The sequence below is a fragment of the Ruegeria sp. CJ6 genome (assembly GCF_056536665.1).
Map to the genome: position 1 here is coordinate 473,285 of NZ_JBQFQB010000002.1, position 19,221 is coordinate 492,505.

Genomic DNA, 19,221 nt, shown 5'->3' on the forward strand with positions numbered 1-19,221 from the left:
GATGGTTGGTGCGTCATCGGTGTCGACCGAAAACTGCGTTACTCTAAATCCGTGAATTGCGACCAGCCGTCTTTCTTCTCAAATCAACTTGACGCTGTAAATCGCTTCGAGCGATCAAGAGATCAACTCATTGGGGCCGATCAGTTTTACTCACGCCCGGCCTGGAAAATCCATTCTGTGTGAGGGTTCGCCTTCACGTCTTCCAACATTTTTAAGACCTCGGCTTTCCATCCAGCTTTGATCTTTAAAGCCAGTTGAGACGGCGGCCGGTGGTTGGGTTCTAGGATCGCGTATTCATATCTGAGCGGTTTCTTGAATGGCAAAAAAGCGACCTTTCCGTCGGACAGGTTCAATTCTTGCTCGGTCACGACGGTCAGCGGATCAACGATGCTGCAACATTGCCCGGAGCTGACGAAGGGGATGAGGGGCTGAAAATACTGGCAGGTCACCGTGGGATTGTACGCAGCACCGACCTCCTCGAATTCCTGCCGGATTTTGCGCTGGAATGGGTGTGACGCATGCAAGCCGCCCATGGGCGTATCGTTCAGATCAGACAGTGTCAGGCTCTTACGCGAAGCAAGTGGGTGGGTGCGGTCAATGGCACAGAAGCAATCTGCTTTGATTAGTTCGGCAGAGTACTGCGGTTCTTTGCCCGCTGAATGTTCGAAATCAGCAAATCCGAAGTCGATGTTCTGGGTCCCTGCAAGCTCCATAATCTGAGGTGAACTGCGGGTGGAAAGAGTGATGCGAATATCGGGGTTTTCTCCGACCGACTGGCTGATGAAACGCGGGAACAAAAAGGCGGACGGTCCGGGCATCGTTGCGATGTTCAGGCTGCCTGCATGCCCTTTGATCAACCCTTCCATTGTGCTGGAGATGGTGGCGAGACGGTCCAGAATGCCTGTGGTTTCGGCCAGAAGGTAGTGCGCTTCAGGAACCGGAACCAGGCGTCTTCCCTTGCGTTCAAACAGGGTCAGTCCCAGCGTTTTTTCCAAGTTTTTCAACGCAAGGCTAATCGCCGGCTGAGTGCGATTCAGTTTCTTGGCAGTTTGCGAGATAGAGCCGGTCTCCATCACTTCGCGAAACACTGTGAGCTGTATAAGGTTCATGGTTAATGTATAAATAAAACCTTAGTTTTGTGAAGTATAAAAAATTTGCATTTATGCGAATCGTCTCTACGCTGAGAAGATCGAATTCGGGAAAACCGAATCCAGCGATCCAACAACGGAGATGATTATGAAATTCGTGAAATGTTTGACCGGACTGGCCTTGGCAGGCGCGCTTGCCGCCCCTGCGCTGGCGCAGGATCCAACATTCTTCCGCATCGGGACCGGTGGCGCAGGCGGAACCTACTTCCCCATCGGCGGCACCATCGCCAACGGAATTTCCGCCCCTCCGGGATCGCGTCCATGTGAAGAAGGCGGCCAATGTGGCGTTCCGGGCCTGATCGCGATTGCGCAATCCACAACAGCGTCTGTATTCAACAACGCCGCCGTGCAGAATGGTGAGCTTGAGGCCGGTCTGGCCGCGGCTGATGTGACCCGATCGATGTATCTGGGTGAAGGCAAGTTCGAGGGTAAACCTCATCCCAACCTCCGCATCGTTGCAAATCTGTTCCCCGAGGATCTGCATCTCGTACTGCCCGCCGGTCAGACGATCAACGACCTGGGCGATCTGGAAGGCAAACGCGTCGGTATCGCACAGGCCGGATCGGGTACGCAGGTTGCAGTTTTGCAGATGCTCGACGCCTGGGGCGTGAATCGCGACAATATGGATGAAGCCGAACTGAACAACAGTCAAAGCGCCGAGCGTTTGGCTGACGGTCAGTTAGACGCCTATTTCTACGCTGCGGGCTGGCCAGTTGCCGCGATGGTACAACTGTCGTCGACCAAAGGCATGAACCTGCATTCGTTCAGCGATGAAGATCTGGCCAAGATCAACGAGATCATTCCGGCCTATATCCCTTCGGCTATTCCGGGTGGTGTCTATGAAGGCATAGATGCGGAAACCAAGACCCCTGCGGTCAGTGCTATGCTGGTTGTGTCCTCGGATCTGTCGGAAGATCTGGTCTATCAGCTGACCAAAGCCCTGTGGAACGACAACACCCGCAAGCTACTGGACAACGGCCATGCCAAGGGTAAGCAGATCACGCCTGATACCGCGCTGGACGGTGTAGAGGCACTGGGTGTTCCACTGCATCCGGGTGCCGAGAAGTTCTACAAAGAAGCCGGACTTCTTCAGTAAACGTAACAGACTGAACTGTATCGTCGGTGCCCCTATGTGGGGCACCGCACACTGGAACTATGCGAAATCGGGAGGCCATCATGTCCGAGACCCAGAAACTTGATGACCACGAATTGACAGCCGAGGAACTAGCGGCCATCGAGGAACAGTTCGATGAAGGTGCCGCCGTCCGGCAGGTGACGCCCACCGCTGGAAAAGTTCTCCGTGTTGTGGCCCTGATTTTAGCGTTCTACGAATTCTTCACGGCCGGATTCGGCCTGCCCGCAGACCACTGGCACATGGGCATCTACCTCGCCCTGCTGTTCATTCTGGTCTACGCCACAATCCCGATTGTCGGGGCCAAAAGCCTTTATGCCCTTAAGGTCAGCCGGTTCCGCATCGGTAACATCCCGCTCTATGATCTGGTTTTCATGGCGCTTGGCATCATTGCCGCGCTTTACGTCGGCGTTGCCTGGCGCGGCATTCCGTTCCTTGGGATTGAGGAACAAACGTTCCGGATGGGCAACCCCAACAACTATGATGTATTTCTGGGCGTCGTCATCATCCTTTTGGTGCTGGACATTGCGCGGCGCACGCTGGGCTGGGTGCTGCCCCTTATCATCTGTGTTTTCATCTCATACGCCCTGCTGGGGCCGTACTTCCCCGGACTGCTGCAGCATCCTGGCGTGAATTTCAAAACCTTCGTATCGTCGATGTATTTTCCGCAGGAAGGTATCTACGGCGTCACGCTCTGGGTGGTATCGACTATCGTCTTTCACTTTGTTTTGTTCGGCGTCATCGCGCAACGCACCGGTCTGGGGCAGCTGTTCATCGACAACGCGACTATACTTGCGGGCCGTTATACTGGCGGTCCGGCAAAGGTATCAGTCGTGTCCTCAGCTTTCTTTGGCACGATCTCGGGCTCATCGGTGGCCAACACCGTATCGACCGGAGCATTGACTATCCCCAATATGAAGCGCCTCGGATACCCGGGCCATTTTGCGGGCGGGGTTGAGGCTGCGTCTTCGGCCGGCGGCCAGATTACTCCGCCGATCATGGGCGCTGCGGCCTTCATCATGGCCGAGTTCCTTGAGGTTCCGTACACCACCATTGTGATCGCGGCGATCTTCCCAGCAATTCTGCACTATGTCGGCGTCTTCGCTGTGGTGCACCTGATGGCACGCAAGCTGAACCTGAAGGGTCTGGCGAAAGAGCAACTGCCGCAACTCAAAGCCGTCTGGGCGGAAGGCTGGGCCAATATCGTGCCACTGATCGGCCTGCTGGTGGTGCTGTTTACGGGCTACACGCCATTCATGTCCGCTTTTTGCGGTATTTCTCTGGCGGTCATCGCGGGCATGTCGCGGATCAAACAGCCGCCAACGCTGGTCTATGCCGCGGCTTTCCTGGCTTTTGTGCTTTGGAAATTCTCGGATGGCGGGTTCGACCTGACAATGACCGCAATCCTCTGTGGCCTGTCGGTTATTGCCACGCTGAATCCACAGAAACGGATTGAAGTGCCCGAGATGCTGCAGGCGGTCGAACTGGGCGTGAAGTACTCGCTGGCCGTTGGTGCCGCAGCGGCTGCGGTTGGCATCGTGGTCGGAGTGATCAACACCACTGGCATCGGCTTTCGCATTGGCTTCATGGTGACACAGGGCGCGGGCAATCTGGCTTCAGATATTTACAACATGATCTCGTTCGGCAGCTTCCAGCTGTTTGCCATGGAAGACCTGCAGCTATTCATCTCACTGGTCTTCATAGCCATCGTCTGTATCCTGATGGGCGCAGGTATCCCGACCACAGCGTTGTACATCATGCTGGTATCGGTCGCACAGCCTGCTTTGGCGCAGCTCGGCGTTCCTCCCATCGCCAGCCACCTGTTCGTGCTCTATTACGGCGTGGTGTCAGAAATCACACCCCCGGTCTGTACGTCGGCCTACGCGGCTGCTGCAATTGCCAACTCGAATCCGTTCCGCACTGGCCTGTCGGCATTCACTCTTGGATTGGGCAAGGTGATTGCGCCGATGGCTTTCGTATATGCGCCAGTTCTGCTGTTCGTATCCTCAACCGGCTTCAATTTCTGGGAGTTCACTTACACCGCCGCCAGCTGTATCGCCGGGGTCATCGCCCTGTCGGCTGCGGTTGTGGGCTATTGGCTGAAACCGATGAATGTTGCGGCGAGGATTCTGATGGCCCTTGCGGGGATTATCTTTGTCGCGCCCAGCCTGACGGCAGACCTGATCGCGCTGGCTGTTGCCTCGCCTGTCATCGTCACCCAATTGATCGCGCGCAACCGCAGTCAATCTCCGGCCTGAACTGATGACAGAACAAGTGACCATCATCGGCGCAGGAATCGTCGGCATCTGTTGCGCTTTGTCGCTGCAGGAACGGGGCATTCAGGTTCGGCTGATCGATCGAGGTGAGCCGGGTCAGGAAACCTCGTTCGGGAATGCTGGTGTGGTTTCGCCTTGGTCGATCATTCCGCAAGCAATGCCCGGTATCTGGAAAATGCTGCCCAAAATGCTGCTTGACCCAAAGAGCGCGCTGTCAGTTAGACCCAGCTTCTGGCCCAAAATGATTCCTTGGGGGTTGCGATTTCTCGGAAACTCAGGAGAAAAAACTGTTCGCGACGTCTCGGACGCGATGGAGGTTCTTTGTCGCCCCTCCGTCGATCTGTACCGGCGTCATTTACATGGTACCGGGCACGAGAACCTGATCATCGATAGCTATTACATCCACGCCTTTCGCCGCCCAGAACAGGCTGATCTGGACGGGCTTGGATATCTTATCCGCCGAGAAAAAGGCGGCGATCTGGAACGCGTCGACGGTGACGAACTGCGCCGATTGGAGCCCGCGATGTCCGAAGCGTTCAAAGGTGCGATCGTGATCAAAGGGCAAGCGCGTGTAACCGCTCCGGGACGTGTGGGAGCGGTTTTGGCCGAAAAGGCGCAAGTGCAAGGTGCTGAGATTGTGCAAACCGAAGTCACCAAGCTTACCCCTGCAGAAGAGGGTGGTTGGCAGATTGCAACTGCGCGGGATACGCTAACCGCCAGCCATGTTGTTCTTGCGGCAGGCGTATGGTCTGCCGAGCTGTTGAAACCATTGGGATTGCCTATGCCTCTCGTGGCCGAGAGGGGCTATCATGTCGAATTTCCAACCCCTGCAGTCGAACTGAACAACTCGGTCATGGATGTGGATGCAAAGGTGGTCGCAAGTTCGATGCTTGGGGGGCTTAGGGTCGCCGGTACGGCTGAATTCGGCAGCGCCGATGCACCCGCTGACCCACGGAAGAAGCAAATCCTGTCCCGACAGGCCAAGGCCATGATGCCCGAGCTTGATACAGGTGAGGCGCGGTTTTGGATGGGTCGGCGCCCGTCATTCCCGGACAGCTTGCCGGCAATCGGGCATTTAAAAGACCAAGAGGGGCTCTATGCAGCGTTCGGGCATTCTCATTACGGGCTGATGATGGCCCCGAAAACCGGCGAGCTAGTTGCGGATATCGTCTCGGATCGCATCCCGAATATCGATCTAGCACCGTATACACCAACCCGGTTTTGAACTTTCAAATCAAAAAAGGACCTGATGACAATGCCAATTTATCAAGGCGGCCAGAATATCTGCGGGGCCTCAATCGGTGTGCTTTGCCTTGAAAGCTATTTCCCAAAGCCACCGGGCCATATCAAGAACCCGTCCAGCCTGCCATTTCCGGTTCTGTATGAAATGATCGACGGGGTGACTGTCCCGACACTTCTGAACAACCCTACGCCGGAATTGCTTGAACCCTTCATCGAAGGTGCCAAACGGCTTGAGGCCGAAGGCGTGCGCGCCATTACCGGCAGCTGTGGCTTTCTTGCGCTGTTTCAAAAAGAACTGGCTGCAGCGGTTTCAGTTCCGGTGTTTGCTTCCAGCCTGATCCAGGTGCCGCTGGCTTATCACATGACCGGCGCGGACGCTCCGGTGGGTGTTTTGACTGCAGACGCGTCTGCTTTGACCGCCCGGCATTTTGAAGGCGTCGGTGCCGCCGGTGTTCCGGTGGCGGTGAAGGGACTGGAGGACACTAGTGAATTTGCAGAAGTGATCTTGCGGAATACCCGCACCCGTATGGACACAGACCTGATCGAGGCCGAGGTCCTGAACGCAGCCCGTAGCCTGATGCTTGAGGCCCCTGATATCCGCTCACTGGTTTTGGAGTGTACAGACCTGCCGCCCTACGCATCGCGCCTTCAGGAAGAACTGCGCCTTCCCGTGTATGATCTGACGACACTTGCGCAAATGGCACATTCCGTAGCGGCCCGCGAGCTATACTCTGGATTGATGCCCTGGCAGCGTTAGTGCGTGCCAATCAATTCGAATGAAGGAATGACATGGACCATGGCCGTAACCTCAGGATATCTGAGGTCTTGCAACAATGCCAAAGCTGCAGGAGTGCTATGTGACCATTGATCTGTCCATTTTGATGGCCGCCATTTGCCTCGGGGCAATGCTGCAGGTTGGCGTGGGCATCGGTTTCAGTATCATCGCGGGTCCCCCGATGATGATCCTGCTCGGCACCTCGACGGCAGTTCCCATATTGCTGTTGCTGAATACCCTTGTGTCGGTAGTCGCGACGGACCGTCATGTACTGAAGAACAACAAGCCACTCATTCTTAATGCTATCATCGCATGTTGTGTCGGTGTAGTTGCCGGTCTTACTGTTTATCCGTTGTTGAACGAGGCGTTTGTTCTGGCCTTGACGGCCTGCTTGTTGTTGATCGGCTTGATCACCACCCTGCTTCCCTTGCGCGGTACAATCGGGCGTTTTGGGTTTTCAGCCATTACAGGGCTGTCCGGGCTTGCAACCGTCTGGGCGGCAACACCGGGCCCGCTTATGGTGTTTGGTTTGATCGCAAAGGGCCGTTCAGCCAAAGAGGTGGCCAAGCTGGTGCAGCCCATCGCGCTGGTGGCTTATGGCATTGCATTCCTGTTGCACAGCCTGTCCGAAACGCAGGCGATCACATACGGGCCGCAACTGCTCGGCTTTGTCATAATCACGCTGGTAGGCAGCCTGCTTGGACGGGCAGGAGGCCCTTACTTGCCGCAGTCGGTCGTCATAGCCGCGATCCGCGTGGTTTCTTTCATCGCTTGCTGTGTCCTGTTTCAGCGGGCCTACATGATTGCATAATCCCGGGAGGTACACGATGCAACGAAACGACAATCTGGAGAGATTTCCTCGCGCCCGGCTTATGTTGGGCCCGACACCTCTGGAACGGTTAGACAGGTTGTCGGCGGAATTGGGGATCGATCTCTGGCTCAAGCGCGATGATCTGACGGAGCTTGTGTTTGGCGGCAATAAAACACGGCAGCTCGAATTCTACCTCGGCGATGCTCAGCAACAAGGTGCCGATACCATTCTAATCACCGGTGCTGTTCAGTCCAATTTTGTCCGATCTGCAGCCGCGGCGGCCGCTAAGCTGGGCATGCAATCCGTGCTTCAGTTAGAAGAGCGTGTCCCAGATATGGACGAAGAGTATTACAGGTCCGGGAACGTATTTTTGGCACAGATTCTGGGTGCCGAGCATATCAGCTATCCCGAGGGCGAAGACGAAGCTGGGGCCGACGCGGCATTGCACGCGCGTGCTGACGAATTGAAGGCCCAAGGCCGCACGCCATATGTCATTCATCTGGGCTTGAATCATCCACCTCTGGGGGCGTTGGGCTATGTCGTTGGCGGACAGGAATTGTGCGCCCAGATGCCCAATTTCGATGCGGTGGTTGTGCCGTCAGGCAGTGGTGCTACGCATGGCGGTTTGCTAACCGGTCTAGCACTGGAAGGCAGTACAGCCCCGGTATTTGGAATATGCGTGCGCAGAGATCGCGAGAAGCAACACGCCCGCATGATGATCGTTCTACAGAAACTTGCAAACTTGCTGGATGTTGATGCCGCTCAATTGCAGGCGCGGATCGATGTCTATGACGATGCATTGCCGCCAGGTTACGGCAAAGTGAACGCGAGAACGCGTGCCGCACTGGAAAAAATGGCACGGACCGAAGGGGTTTTCCTCGACCCGGTTTATTCCGCCAAGACATTCGCCGGTTTGATGCATCTGGTTGAAAGCCAGAAGATTAAACCGGGTCAGAAGGTCATTCTGCTGCACACCGGCGGGCTGCCGGCCCTTTTTGGATATCAAAATGAACTGGCGGACAATCTGACTTGAATGAACCTCGGCCTCGTAATGCCGGCTTCTGATCTATGGCTCCCATTGGCATTTCAACGCTTGTGCCGTGGGCAGCTCAAATCACTGCTAAATTCAACAATGAGAAAGTACAAGTTATGACAATCACCCGCATCGAAACCGGTCAGCGCATGAGCCGGATCGTCAAACACAACGGCGTTGCCTACCTGTGCGGTCAGACTTCGGACGCGCCGACCGTGGCAGATCAGACGCAGGACATTCTGGCCAAGGTTGAGGATCTTTTGCAAAAGGCGGGCAGCGACAAGACCCGCATCCTAAAATGCGAAATCTGGTTGGCGGATATGGCAGACTTTGCCGAGATGAATGCCGTTTGGGACGCTTGGGTGCCCGAAGGCCACGCGCCCGCCCGCGCCTGCGGAGAATCCAAGCTCGCCCGTGATGTATTGAAGGTCGAAATGATCGTGACGGCAGCTTACGACTGAGCGGCGGCTGATTGCGGTTAATAGGGTAGGTTTTCGCGTCTGCGTTCGCGTGCCCACATTTGCGTCTCTGAAAGCGATTGCTGACGGGAGATGACGGCGATGCGTTAGTTTCGCAGTTTCACCACCAACTGGCATGTGATGCGCGCCCAGTGGGTTCATATCGATTGGCCGAAGTCATCGTCGTGGATTCAAATCCTCACGCATCCTGGGTGAGTCAAGAAACAACGCACGATAAATAGCGCTATTCGAGTGCTATCTCAGATCATTTTGGCCGATTCAGGACTGCGCTATGCTGCTGTTAATACAGCAAATTATTGCTTTCCGAATTTGACCAAATAGCTGCGGCGCGTATTCATCGACTTGCAACGAAACGAGCGATCAACTCTTTGTCCTTGCAAGATACGTCCAAGTTGGCCCGGCAGTTTCCCCTGATCCATCCGGCAAAGGAATACGCATCAACTTCTGCGCCAGAGACTTGATGTCATACATTGCTGGGACCAGTGACCTTAGCGCAGTCTTGTCCGTGTTGAACGCAATGTGCAGACCATCAAGCAGGCCGGACCAGGCCGCGTTAAATTCGGCAGATATTTCTTCGATCTCTGGCGCGTTCTTGAAGTCTTTTTCGGACGGATCATCCCGCATCGGGGATACCGCGCTCCAATCGACGATGAGGTCGCCACCGGTGGGCGGGCCGTCTATGCTGTCATCTGGTTTATAATACCGGCTGTGCAGGATTTCGTTGAACTTGAAATAGTGCGCAACATCCTCGCGGTGATCAGGGCCAGGGATGATGTCATTGTCGCCAGCTCTGTGACCAAGGTCTGCGCCTTCCCCTTCATCCATGATTTTCTTTATCGCCTTCAGCGCGGCCTTACGGCGCTGCGACGGGGTACCAATCACCTCGATCACCTCACCTCCAGCTCCGAAATAGTCGGCGTTGGTGATTTGTCGTACCTCATTACCTGTAAATATCGCGGCATCCCCATAAGTATCACACGCTTTGCGCAACCTTTCCCGGATGTAGATGTAAAAACCTCCGATCGTATGATAATCACCGCTTTTCGCAGCTCTTTCATCTTTTGGTGCCGTTTCAACCGCACGAAAGCTCTTTATTTGGTCTGGCGTAAACCTGCGCAGATAAACCGTTGGACCGCGCCCGTTTAGCAATGGCTGGGGGTATTTGGGCAGCAGCTTAGGATTGTTCAGCTCCGGAGTTCCGCCAATCGAATTCATGACATTAGCCGCAAGAACCATGTGGAGCATTTCTTCGACCATAACCTGCCGGATCACTTCGATGGGTTCGGCGTTTACGATTGTTGGCTCAGACCGGTCATACTGGCCTTGTTCGAGGATCGAATAACACGCAGTCGCATAGGGAGGAATGGTAGTGAGTTCAAGAATAAGCGCGTCCTGAAACAGTTTGCACAGTGTCGCGCGCTCTTTCTGCAGTTTGTCTTTCGAGGTCATTTTGCACCCCCTTTCCGAACAGCATCCGATATTGCTCTGGAGGCTCGGTAAGCCATTGCCGACATCGTGAGTGTCGGGTTCGATGTTGCGATTGTTGGCATTGATCCGGCGCCTACCATCCACAAATTGTCGTGATCCCAGGTTCGCATTACGTCATTAGTCACCGAATTGCGCGGGTGCGTTCCGATCCGATGGGTTCCGACAAGATGACCTGCGCCAAAGAACGTGTATCCCCGGCCGTCATAGGTGAAATATCCGGCGTCAGACGGGTTGTAGGCCGTGTGGTTTCGAATACCCAGGCGCTGAAAAATCTGGGTGCAAGTGTCATAGGCAGTTGCCAAACCGGCCCGCGAATAGTCATCCAGATCATAGCTGATGACAGGGCGATATTCGCCCATCGGTGTGCGATAGGCGGGATCAATCGTGACTCGGTTGGTCGAGCGGGGCAGTTGTTCGACCATCGTACCGATGCGAACCTGTCTTTGAACATCGTGATATAATTTGTCACGAAGCGCTTTGCCAAAGAGGTTCTCCTGTTCAACAAAGCGCGCCACATCCGTGTTTGGGGCCCCGGTGGCAAAGTTCCAGCCCCAGTTTCCGATCTCGAGCCTATGGGCGGCAGTTCTGTCACGAAAGGTCCCGTCCCGGAAATTGGCGTAGCTTGACGTCGATCCCGGCCCACGAAACGGACCAACCGGCTCGGGCGCAGAACCCCAAGTCATCATGTAGGGATGATCCATCAGGTTGCGGCCCAGTTCGCCGCTGGTCCGACAAATCTCGGAAGCCAGCGCAAGAGTTACGTTTTCCACCGCTCCACCAGCAAGGACGTATTGTTTGCCCTTGGCACGGCGCAGTTCGTATTGCGCAACACCGGAGAACGGGTATTTCTTGTACACGATACCCGAAACCCGACCGCTTTCGGCAAGCTCGACCTTGGACGCCACGGCTTGCGTGATTGTTTTCATGTGATGTTTGCGAATGTGCTTGGCATCTTCCAGCGTCTTCATCGCATTGTATTTTGCCTGGATTGGGCAGATCGGGATACAGCTTGAGTTGCCCTCGCATCGTTGGCCCATATAAGCAAACGGGCCGGTTGACCCGCGCGGTCGGAATTGGGGCCTCATCTTACGGCCCACAGGTATGCCATTGGCATTTTTTGGCTTGCGCGGGGTTGAGTTGCGGCCTTGTGGAGTGCGTGAGACTTTCAGTCTAACTGTATCTTTAGGGTCTTCGCCAATTTCAATGGGCATGCCGTCTGCCCGGGCAAAGAACCCGTCGATATAAGACGAGGGTATCGAGTGCATGGGGAAGTCATATCCTTTAGCAAAGTACCCCCGGTTATCATGCTTGCCCGAGGTCTTTATTCCCAATGCTCTGGGTGTCTGTTCCTCGGCGTCCGCAGAGACGCCGATTTCCCACTCGGCTCTTTCATAGTCGGATCGAATATCCTTGTAGCCAAATGGCCAATCGACCCCTTGGCCGAACCTGCTCTGCATTTCGAAATCTGCGGGCATCATCCGAAGGCTGGTGCCCAGCCAATGCAAGGAGGTTCCGCCATAGGCACGCAGATAGTTGCTGCCGAAGGGCAACGGGCCACGTTGAACAAAGTACCCGTTCGTGTCCGGTTCGGTGCCGCGAACCGCCGTAATGTCCAGCACCGAAGGTGACGGCAAAGTCGGCAGATCCGGATAGGGTGAGTTCGGTGTTTTCGCCAACGAGAGGTAGTACTGATCCAGATAGGATCGGTAGGTCTCCCACGTTTTACCGTGATCTGCACCGGCCTCGAGGATCAGAACTGTATGCCCTGCTGACACAAGCTCTTTCGCCAGAATGGCACCGGAAAATCCTGCCCCTACAATGACCACATCATAGGTTCTGCCGTCGTCTGTAATCGCGTTCATTGGCCCGCCTCCCGTTTCTGAGGAGGCTCAAGCGCCCAAGCACCAAAACCCTGCTGCTTTGCCCCCATGGGATGGGCACCGATGGCGTCCCAGACCAACCCTTCCTTGTACGAGCGTGTCGAGATGATCTTGACCACATCAAAGCGAGAAGCGCCGTAGCTTTCGCGCCATTCTTGCGAAAGCGGAACCCACTGACCAGTGTACCAAAGCTGAATCAGCGAACGCGCAATCGGGCCAAGGCACCTGTCCGACAGATAAGTTTGGCGGATAATCTGATCATCGTCCCCTTGCCCGAGGGATTGAGCGTGAGACAGAAACCGGCTCAAAATCTCTTCTGGTAGAACCTGTCGGAATTGATGCCAGTATTCCCCGGTGCACCCGGTCCCTTGCAACTCGGCACTATTGTAACCCGTCAATGCCGCGCTGACCGACAGGAAGGCTTGATGGGCGGGACTGTTGTCATGCTGTGACATGGCGGTCTCCATCAATGGCATCCACGTAGAACCCGCGCGGCTCGAAGCAGGTGGGGGGGCTTTCAAAAACCTGTACGGCGACAGGGGTGAAGTCGGTGAACAACCGATGCATGTCCCGTGTCATCGGGAAATCGTTGTTGCCGAGTTTCAGTTTGAATGTCTTGGCGATGCGCTTGCCGTCCTTGTTGTCCAGCATTGCAGTTTCGAAGAGGCCCGAGATTGTCCAGCGGGTCCAAACTGTGCGGCCAAGACCGGTCGCGAATTCTGGGATCGGAGTGCAATTTGTTGTCGTCCACTGATTGCCACTGAGCTTTCCCAAATCGGCGGTCAAATCGTAGACGATGGTTTGCGGATCGTCGGGGTTGACCAATTGAATCCACCAGGATTTCGGAGAGATTGGCGGATGGCCTTTCATCTTGGCGTTCAGCGACGGCACTTTGTAATTGAACTGCCCCAGAAACTTGGGCTCGCCAAAGGCCTGACGCCCAGCCTTGACTGCAACCGCATTGTCTGCGGCTACGTGTATTCGCAGATGCCCGATGGTTTTGGTCTGATCGCGGCCGTGCAGATACTCGGTCAGGGACATCTTCGGAACGCCGGGCACCCGGTTCGAAGGGTAAGCCAGAAGGTTAAATTCAACCTCGTTCACAAAGCCCAAGGAATTGTCATAGTGGGCGGTGTAGCGTTGAAAATTCAATAGAATGACAGCTTTGTTCTTTCCATTTTCATCGGGGAACTCCGCCACGCACAATCCTGTACCCTTGACGAAGGGTTTGGCGGCTTCGACCGAGGTATACCAATACATCCATTGGCATTGCAGAGAGGCATAATAGAAGGGAAACGTATCAAACTGCTTGGGCAGTTTTGGCATGACACCGGTGACATTCGTCTGATGGCAGCGGTCACCTTTTGATTTCTTCTTAGTCATAATGGCTATGTCCTCCCGACTGGCTTTGACTATCTCGAATGTTTCAAATGTCCTGTGATGAGCTCTCCGTTTTTGCAGTTCCAAGTTTTCTCAGAATAGCGCGTGTCTCGGCCAAATCCGGACCATCGAACCCGGCGACTTCTTCAACCGCTTTTTTGATCCGGTTCAGGCAATCGGGGGTTGGATCAAGCTTTGCCAGCTCTTTGATCGTACGCAGCAGCGGACCAAAATGCCCGCGGTCCAGCGCCAAACTGACAGCCTGCTCGAAATGATCGATACACGCTGCTTCATGACCTTGGGCAAGCGCCAGACGTCCTCTTAGCCGGGTCAAACCGACAATCCAGAATTGTTCCCCCCCACCCAACGTGATCTGCTCGGCTTCGTCCAAAAGCTCTTCTGCGAGTTCGAGATGTCCGTGCAGGATGGCCGCGTCTGCATAAAGATACAGAAAGAAACTCAACCCCAGCCGGCAGCCGGTATCCCGCCATTCCTGAAGACCAAGTTCGATTTCCTTCAGCGCGCCGTCGCCCAACTCGTTCCGGCGTGCCCATCCGTTCATGATCCGCGCCCATCCACGCCAGAACTGAAACGAGTACTCCTCTGAAAGCGCAATCAGATTGGCCGAGCTTTCCAGTACAAGGTCTTCATCACCGCGGAACTGCGAGATCCAACCCAGAAATGCATTTGCAAAGGATTGACTGAAGGGATGCGCTGTTTCTTCAGCGTGAAGCACGGCCTTTTCGATCGCTTCCAAAGCGCTTTTCGTGTCGCCTGACAACCAGCAAGACAGCGCACGATATCCCTGAAGCGCCACGGATAGATCAACGACGTCAAAATCCAGTCCCATGAACCGGTGCTCAAGCGACAGATTGACATCAATCCCTGCCTGCAGATGCGTTAGGGCGTCCTGCGGCTGGCCAAGATATGTCTGTAGCGAGCCAAGTGATCTCTCGGCGGAGACAATGGCAAGAGGGCTTTTCAGATCCTGACATAGCGACACCAGGCGATCCGCATTCTGTTTCGAGACCGCATATTCGCCCCCCAGCATTGTCGATCGGAACTGGCCGTAGACAACTTTGAACAACCGCTCTGTTTCGCCGTATTCACGGCACAAGGTTTGCGCCCGGGCATAAGCGGAGAGGACCGAACTATGTGCGTATCCTCGTACAAACGCCAAAGGAACCGCGATGGTGATTTGCAGATCAATCTCGCGCCGGTCGCGGTCTTGCGACGCAGGCAGTTCCTGCAGACATTCCAGGGCGTGTTGCAGATGGGTGATGGCCTCAACATTTGCAGAATGATCCAATGCCTGGCGCGCGGCCCGCATAAGATTGAGCTCGGCCGCCAAATAATCACCGGCCCGCCAATAGTGATGGCCCAGAATCTCTGGCTCGTGTTTAACAATTTCCTTGTAGTTCTCTTCAAGAACCGCCGCGATTTGACCGTGCCATCTGGACGCCGTCGAACGCAGCATGGATTGATACGCCGCATCCTGTACCAAGGCGTGACGGAACCGATATGTGTCTTCCACGCCTCTCAGCCCGGCGGGAACAATCAACTCTGTTTCAAGTAGCTGCTCCAACGCTCTGGTGATTTCCTGGTCGCTCCATTTCAAAACGTGGCTAAGCAGGTTTCTTTCAAAGTTGCGCCCGATTGCAGCAGCGACCTGCACGATCTCGCGGCTGGCGGATAACCGGTCCAGCCGGGCCATCAAGGAATCCTGCAGAGACTCCGGAATTGCCATGGACAACTCGGCCTTGCTTTGCCCCCGGCTTGCCAGCAGACCGGATTCCATCGCCATTTTAGTCAGTTCTTCGACAAACAGCGGCACGCCATCGGTTCGGTCTGCCAACTGGGTCAGAACCTCATCCGAAGGCCGGATCCCCGAAATGCTTTCAACCAGTTTGAAGATATCGCGCCGGACCAGACGGTTCAGCTCCAAGGTGGTGACATGTGACTGGTTTCGCCAGGGTGACTGGAATTCACTGCGGGCCGTCATCAAGACCAGGCAGCGCCGGTTTGACAGTTGTTCAACCCATCCGTCGACAAACTCAAGCGTGGAAGCATCGAACCAATGTACGTCGTCCAGCAACAACATTAGCGGTGAAGATTGTTCTAATCCTGCGCAAAGCCGCAGCAACGCTTCGATCAACGCACCCTTTTCCCGTTCAGGCGCCATTGGTTCAGCCGGGATTGAAGTGTCTTCCAGCGCCACTAGGCGCAGAATGGGCATAACACAGTCAGGATCATCGAGACCGAGTTCAGACAAAAACCCGATGATCTTAGCCCGGTTCTGTTCTGGAGTCTCATCAGGTGTCATTCCGGTCAACGCCGTAAGCGCATTTTTTATCGGATAAAATGCGCTGCTTTGATGAAGTGGTGAGCCGAACAGAATGAATCGGGATGCATCTTCGTCGGCCAAGTCATCGCTTAGCCCAAAGGCGATCTTGGACTTTCCGACACCGGCGTCACCGGTCAGCAACAGCACTTGCCCTTCACCTTCCAGCGCACCCTCCCACCGAGATCGGACCAAGGCAATTTCCGCCGTCCGACCGATGGTTGGTGTTTTGTCGTGTGAAAAGTCTTTGCGCCCCGTTTCGAACCCCAAAACCTTCTGCCGGGCCTCAAACAGCTCTAGCGGAGAGCTGACGCCTGCCAATTGCGGCGCGCCGAGTGAAACAAAGTCAAGCCGTTCTCCGATCAGGCGTCGCGTCACCTCGGAGATCACAACCTGCCCGACCTCGGCAACAGACTGAATACGGGCCGCCACGTTTGGTGTGTCTCCGAACAGCCACATCTTTTCGTCCAGTGACGAGCTGTTGGCGGTGCCAACAACAACGGGTCCAGTGTGCATTCCGATACGAACGTTGGTCGCAACCGGCTGGCTGGAGAATCCGACCTCGATACCCTCCGCCATCTGGGTAATTTCAAGCGCACAGAGCGCGGCCGAATAGTGGCTGGCCTCTTGGGCGACGGGGTAACCAAAGACAGCCACCACACCATCACCCGCATAATTTGCAATCTCACCGCCAAATTTCGCAACCGTGCTACCGACCAGATCGCGATATTGGGTGATAAGCTCACGATAGTCTTCGGGATCAAATTTTTCGGACAACGCGGTAGAACCAACCAGATCGCAGAACATGACGGTCAGTTGCCGCCGTTCCGCAACATTTTCAGGTGCGGGCGTTAGTGGCGGTGAATTGTCTTGCTCTGACTTTTTGACCGGCGCTGATCCGACCACAGACGCACCGCAGGCCGTGCAGAACTTTGCCTTTTGCAAAGCTGGGGCTCCGCACGCTGTACACGTAAGGGACAGGGCGTTTCCACAGCTTTGGCAATATTTCGATCCGGCAGGATTGGCCGAACCACAATTTGGGCAATTAACGTCAGGACTTACCAAAATGGTCGCCTTCGTAAGTTTAGATAGATCAGGTCAAAATTAGAAACGATAGAACGAAATCACGGCTTCTTATAACATAATATCAACAATGCGTCGCCCAACAATTCCTGATGGATGAACCAGGCTACAACTTTACCCGGCGCAAAGCCCCGTGGATCAACAAAATTACAGGGTTTCCTTGGGGCGGCCGGGATCGCCCGACCTACCTTTAGCCGTTGCTCGACCCAGCTTCGGGGCGCACGAATCCCTGAATGCGATCCACGTTCATGACCTGAAAGAATGGGCTCTTGCTCCCTGGGGCAGAAAGAAAAAGGTGACCACTTTTTTTCAGGAACTTCGAAAAATCCGATCCTTTGCTCAGGTGTTTTTTGAATGCCTTTTCGTTTTTGTAGATTTCCACGAACACAATCTTATCGTCATCGCATGGCGGGACCGAGTCCGCGCCACCTGAGTGCACAAGGTAACCCCAGGTATCAGGTTCGTTTTTCTTGACGTCCCTAGCAAGCCGCCGGAGTGCAGCAATACCTTCGGACCGGGTTTCTGGGTTCAGATACCAAATCGCAATCGTGGTTAGCATTTCCTCGCTCCTTTCATGGGTTGGACCGATCGTCTAAATGCGGGTCCAACGGTTTGGTTGCCGCTCAATATTGGCAACGTCACCGGCGGAACGGGTCGCTAATCCTGGGCATTTGTTGAGTTCAATTCTTCACTTACTGCGCAGGTCTTTGGCCACCTTGAACCGGTGACACGGTTCCGCCGAAAAATAGTCTTTAACAAGTATCCAAGCGGTGATGGTTATGCATCCATCTGCAAGTCGGCCGCACGTGGAAGAATGCGCCCGAACTCACCGCCACCGAGGCTGTGTTTGACCTGCGTGTATATCATAAAGACGGGCGTAAATCCTGAATTTATGTTGCGACCACGCCTTCTGCGACCCATTCATCGAACTGGGCCAATACATGATCGCAAAACGCGGCATCGTTGATATGTGCGTCTATTTCGGTCATAGGAACGCGCCCGGGCATGACTTTACGGGCCTCATCCATCATCTCGGCCAGGGCTTCGGGATCATACGCCTCTTCACCCTCCTTGTCCCAGGCTTCGACCCCGTGAACGGGCAGAAAAAAGTGAACCGGGCCAGTTGCGGCCTCCAATCGGTTGGCAAGCTCCCGCACCCAGGCACGGCGTTCATCGCCATTGAAGACCGAGCTTTTTATCAGGCGGTTGTGTTCATGAAATGGACGGTCGGCATACTGGTCAGGGATGTCCTGCCATCCGGCAAAGTCCAAAAGGTCCAGCGCGCCTGGCGCAACCAGCTGTGGTGTGCCCACACGCCCGGCATTTGTCACGCGATCCTCACCGCTGGAGACCACGGAACCCGCCATCAGGTTCCCGAATTCCTGCATGCAGAAGTCCATGACGCAGGCAAACGCCCCTTCACCCGCCAGTTTTTCGAAAGCCATGCCGCCCATTCCGGTGGAATGAAAAACGGCAACCTCGAACCCGCGCTCTTCCAGCGCTGGTTTGAGCGTTTTCATGTAGCGCAAACACGAGGATCCAAGACTGGTCATCCCAATCAGCGGTTTGCTGCGATCCGGTATTGTGGCAGCCTTTGTGGCACCAACAACAGCGCCGGCCGCTTGCGCAAGCGAAGACTGGCAGATCGAATTCATACCATAGAGCCCCCCGGCCCACAGGATCATCTGAATGCCCGGAGCCAGTCGGTGCGGCGGGATCAGCGGAGAAAAACTGACGGTCGACACGATGTATTTAGGCACCCCCATGGGCAAGGCCTGTGCACAGTCCAGGGCCAGATCGGTGCCCATAGTGCCCCCGGTCGCCAGCATCCCGTCAAATCGCCCATCCGCATAGGCTTGGGTAACGGCCTTTGAGGCACCGTCTGACATCACGCGAAAGGCTTTGTTCTCGTCCCCTTGTGCGATGACATCTTCGATGGTCATTCCAGCCGCTTGGGCGACGTCGTGCTTGGAGATGTCGGTTGGCTCCAAAGGGTCGCCCAATACCGAGACATCCATCGTCAACACTTCCGCGCCCTGCGCCTTGATCGCCTGTTCGATGAACCGCATCTCGGGTTCTTTCGTGTCGTAGGTCCCAATCAGCAGGATTGTCTTTGTGGTCATTGGTTCCTCCTATTAATGCGACCTATGGGC

Annotated in this window: 15 protein-coding genes; 7 read left to right on the forward strand and 8 right to left on the reverse strand. The window is 55.1% G+C overall.

Going from position 1 to position 19,221, the window contains the following annotated elements; genetic code table 11:
• Positions 1 to 146 precede the first annotated feature (146 nt).
• A complete protein-coding gene (locus ACR0BT_RS07800; protein WP_480762872.1) occupies positions 147 to 1,109 on the reverse strand; it encodes a LysR family transcriptional regulator in 963 nt (320 codons plus the stop codon).
• Positions 1,110 to 1,236: 127 nt separating this feature from the next.
• On the opposite strand from ACR0BT_RS07800, the gene ACR0BT_RS07805 reads away from it, so the two are divergent.
• From ACR0BT_RS07805 to ACR0BT_RS07835, 7 genes are all read left to right on the forward strand, one after another.
• Positions 1,237 to 2,244 carry a TAXI family TRAP transporter solute-binding subunit gene (locus tag ACR0BT_RS07805; protein WP_170394045.1) on the forward strand — a complete coding sequence of 336 codons (1,008 nt, stop codon included), beginning with the start codon at positions 1,237 to 1,239 and terminating at the stop codon, positions 2,242 to 2,244.
• Between the two features lie 80 nt (positions 2,245 to 2,324).
• A complete protein-coding gene (locus ACR0BT_RS07810; protein WP_170646855.1) occupies positions 2,325 to 4,538 on the forward strand; it encodes a TRAP transporter fused permease subunit in 2,214 nt (737 codons plus the stop codon).
• A 4-nt stretch (positions 4,539 to 4,542) separates the two neighbouring features.
• On the forward strand, positions 4,543 to 5,781 hold the full coding sequence (locus ACR0BT_RS07815; protein ID WP_480762873.1) for an NAD(P)/FAD-dependent oxidoreductase: 1,239 nt from the start codon (positions 4,543 to 4,545) through the stop codon (positions 5,779 to 5,781).
• Between the two features lie 30 nt (positions 5,782 to 5,811).
• On the forward strand, positions 5,812 to 6,555 hold the full coding sequence (locus ACR0BT_RS07820; protein ID WP_480762874.1) for an aspartate/glutamate racemase family protein: 744 nt from the start codon (positions 5,812 to 5,814) through the stop codon (positions 6,553 to 6,555).
• A 76-nt stretch (positions 6,556 to 6,631) separates the two neighbouring features.
• Entirely contained in the window at positions 6,632 to 7,384 is a 753-nt protein-coding gene (locus ACR0BT_RS07825) for a TSUP family transporter (protein WP_170465604.1), read from the forward strand.
• A gap of 16 nt (positions 7,385 to 7,400) precedes the next feature.
• The gene (locus ACR0BT_RS07830; protein ID WP_480762875.1) at positions 7,401 to 8,417 is read left to right on the forward strand and encodes a D-cysteine desulfhydrase family protein; all 1,017 of its coding nucleotides are present in this window, start codon (positions 7,401 to 7,403) and stop codon (positions 8,415 to 8,417) included.
• Between the two features lie 116 nt (positions 8,418 to 8,533).
• A complete protein-coding gene (locus ACR0BT_RS07835) occupies positions 8,534 to 8,878 on the forward strand; it encodes a RidA family protein (RefSeq protein ID WP_170394035.1) in 345 nt (114 codons plus the stop codon).
• Between the two features lie 378 nt (positions 8,879 to 9,256).
• Here the strand turns inward: ACR0BT_RS07835 and ACR0BT_RS07840 are convergent, their stop codons facing one another.
• The 7 genes from ACR0BT_RS07840 to ACR0BT_RS07870 form a co-directional block, all read right to left on the reverse strand.
• The gene (locus tag ACR0BT_RS07840; protein WP_480762876.1) at positions 9,257 to 10,345 is read right to left on the reverse strand and encodes a ferritin-like domain-containing protein; all 1,089 of its coding nucleotides are present in this window, start codon (positions 10,343 to 10,345) and stop codon (positions 9,257 to 9,259) included.
• A complete protein-coding gene (locus ACR0BT_RS07845; RefSeq protein WP_480762877.1) occupies positions 10,342 to 12,246 on the reverse strand; it encodes a GMC family oxidoreductase in 1,905 nt (634 codons plus the stop codon). The genes ACR0BT_RS07840 and ACR0BT_RS07845 overlap by 4 nt, the downstream gene beginning before the upstream one ends.
• A complete protein-coding gene (locus ACR0BT_RS07850) occupies positions 12,243 to 12,719 on the reverse strand; it encodes a hypothetical protein (RefSeq protein WP_480762878.1) in 477 nt (158 codons plus the stop codon). The genes ACR0BT_RS07845 and ACR0BT_RS07850 overlap by 4 nt, the downstream gene beginning before the upstream one ends.
• The gene (locus ACR0BT_RS07855; protein WP_480762879.1) at positions 12,706 to 13,647 is read right to left on the reverse strand and encodes a hypothetical protein; all 942 of its coding nucleotides are present in this window, start codon (positions 13,645 to 13,647) and stop codon (positions 12,706 to 12,708) included. Before ACR0BT_RS07855 ends, ACR0BT_RS07850 begins: the two co-directional genes overlap by 14 nt.
• Before the next feature lie 43 nt (positions 13,648 to 13,690).
• Entirely contained in the window at positions 13,691 to 17,050 is a 3,360-nt protein-coding gene (locus ACR0BT_RS07860) for an adenylate/guanylate cyclase domain-containing protein (RefSeq protein WP_480762880.1), read from the reverse strand.
• Between the two features lie 208 nt (positions 17,051 to 17,258).
• On the reverse strand, positions 17,259 to 17,627 hold the full coding sequence (locus ACR0BT_RS07865; protein ID WP_170561940.1) for a putative quinol monooxygenase: 369 nt from the start codon (positions 17,625 to 17,627) through the stop codon (positions 17,259 to 17,261).
• Between the two features lie 331 nt (positions 17,628 to 17,958).
• Complete coding sequence (locus ACR0BT_RS07870) at positions 17,959 to 19,191, reverse strand: Tm-1-like ATP-binding domain-containing protein (protein ID WP_480762881.1); 1,233 nt, start codon at positions 19,189 to 19,191, stop codon at positions 17,959 to 17,961.
• Positions 19,192 to 19,221 lie beyond the last annotated feature (30 nt).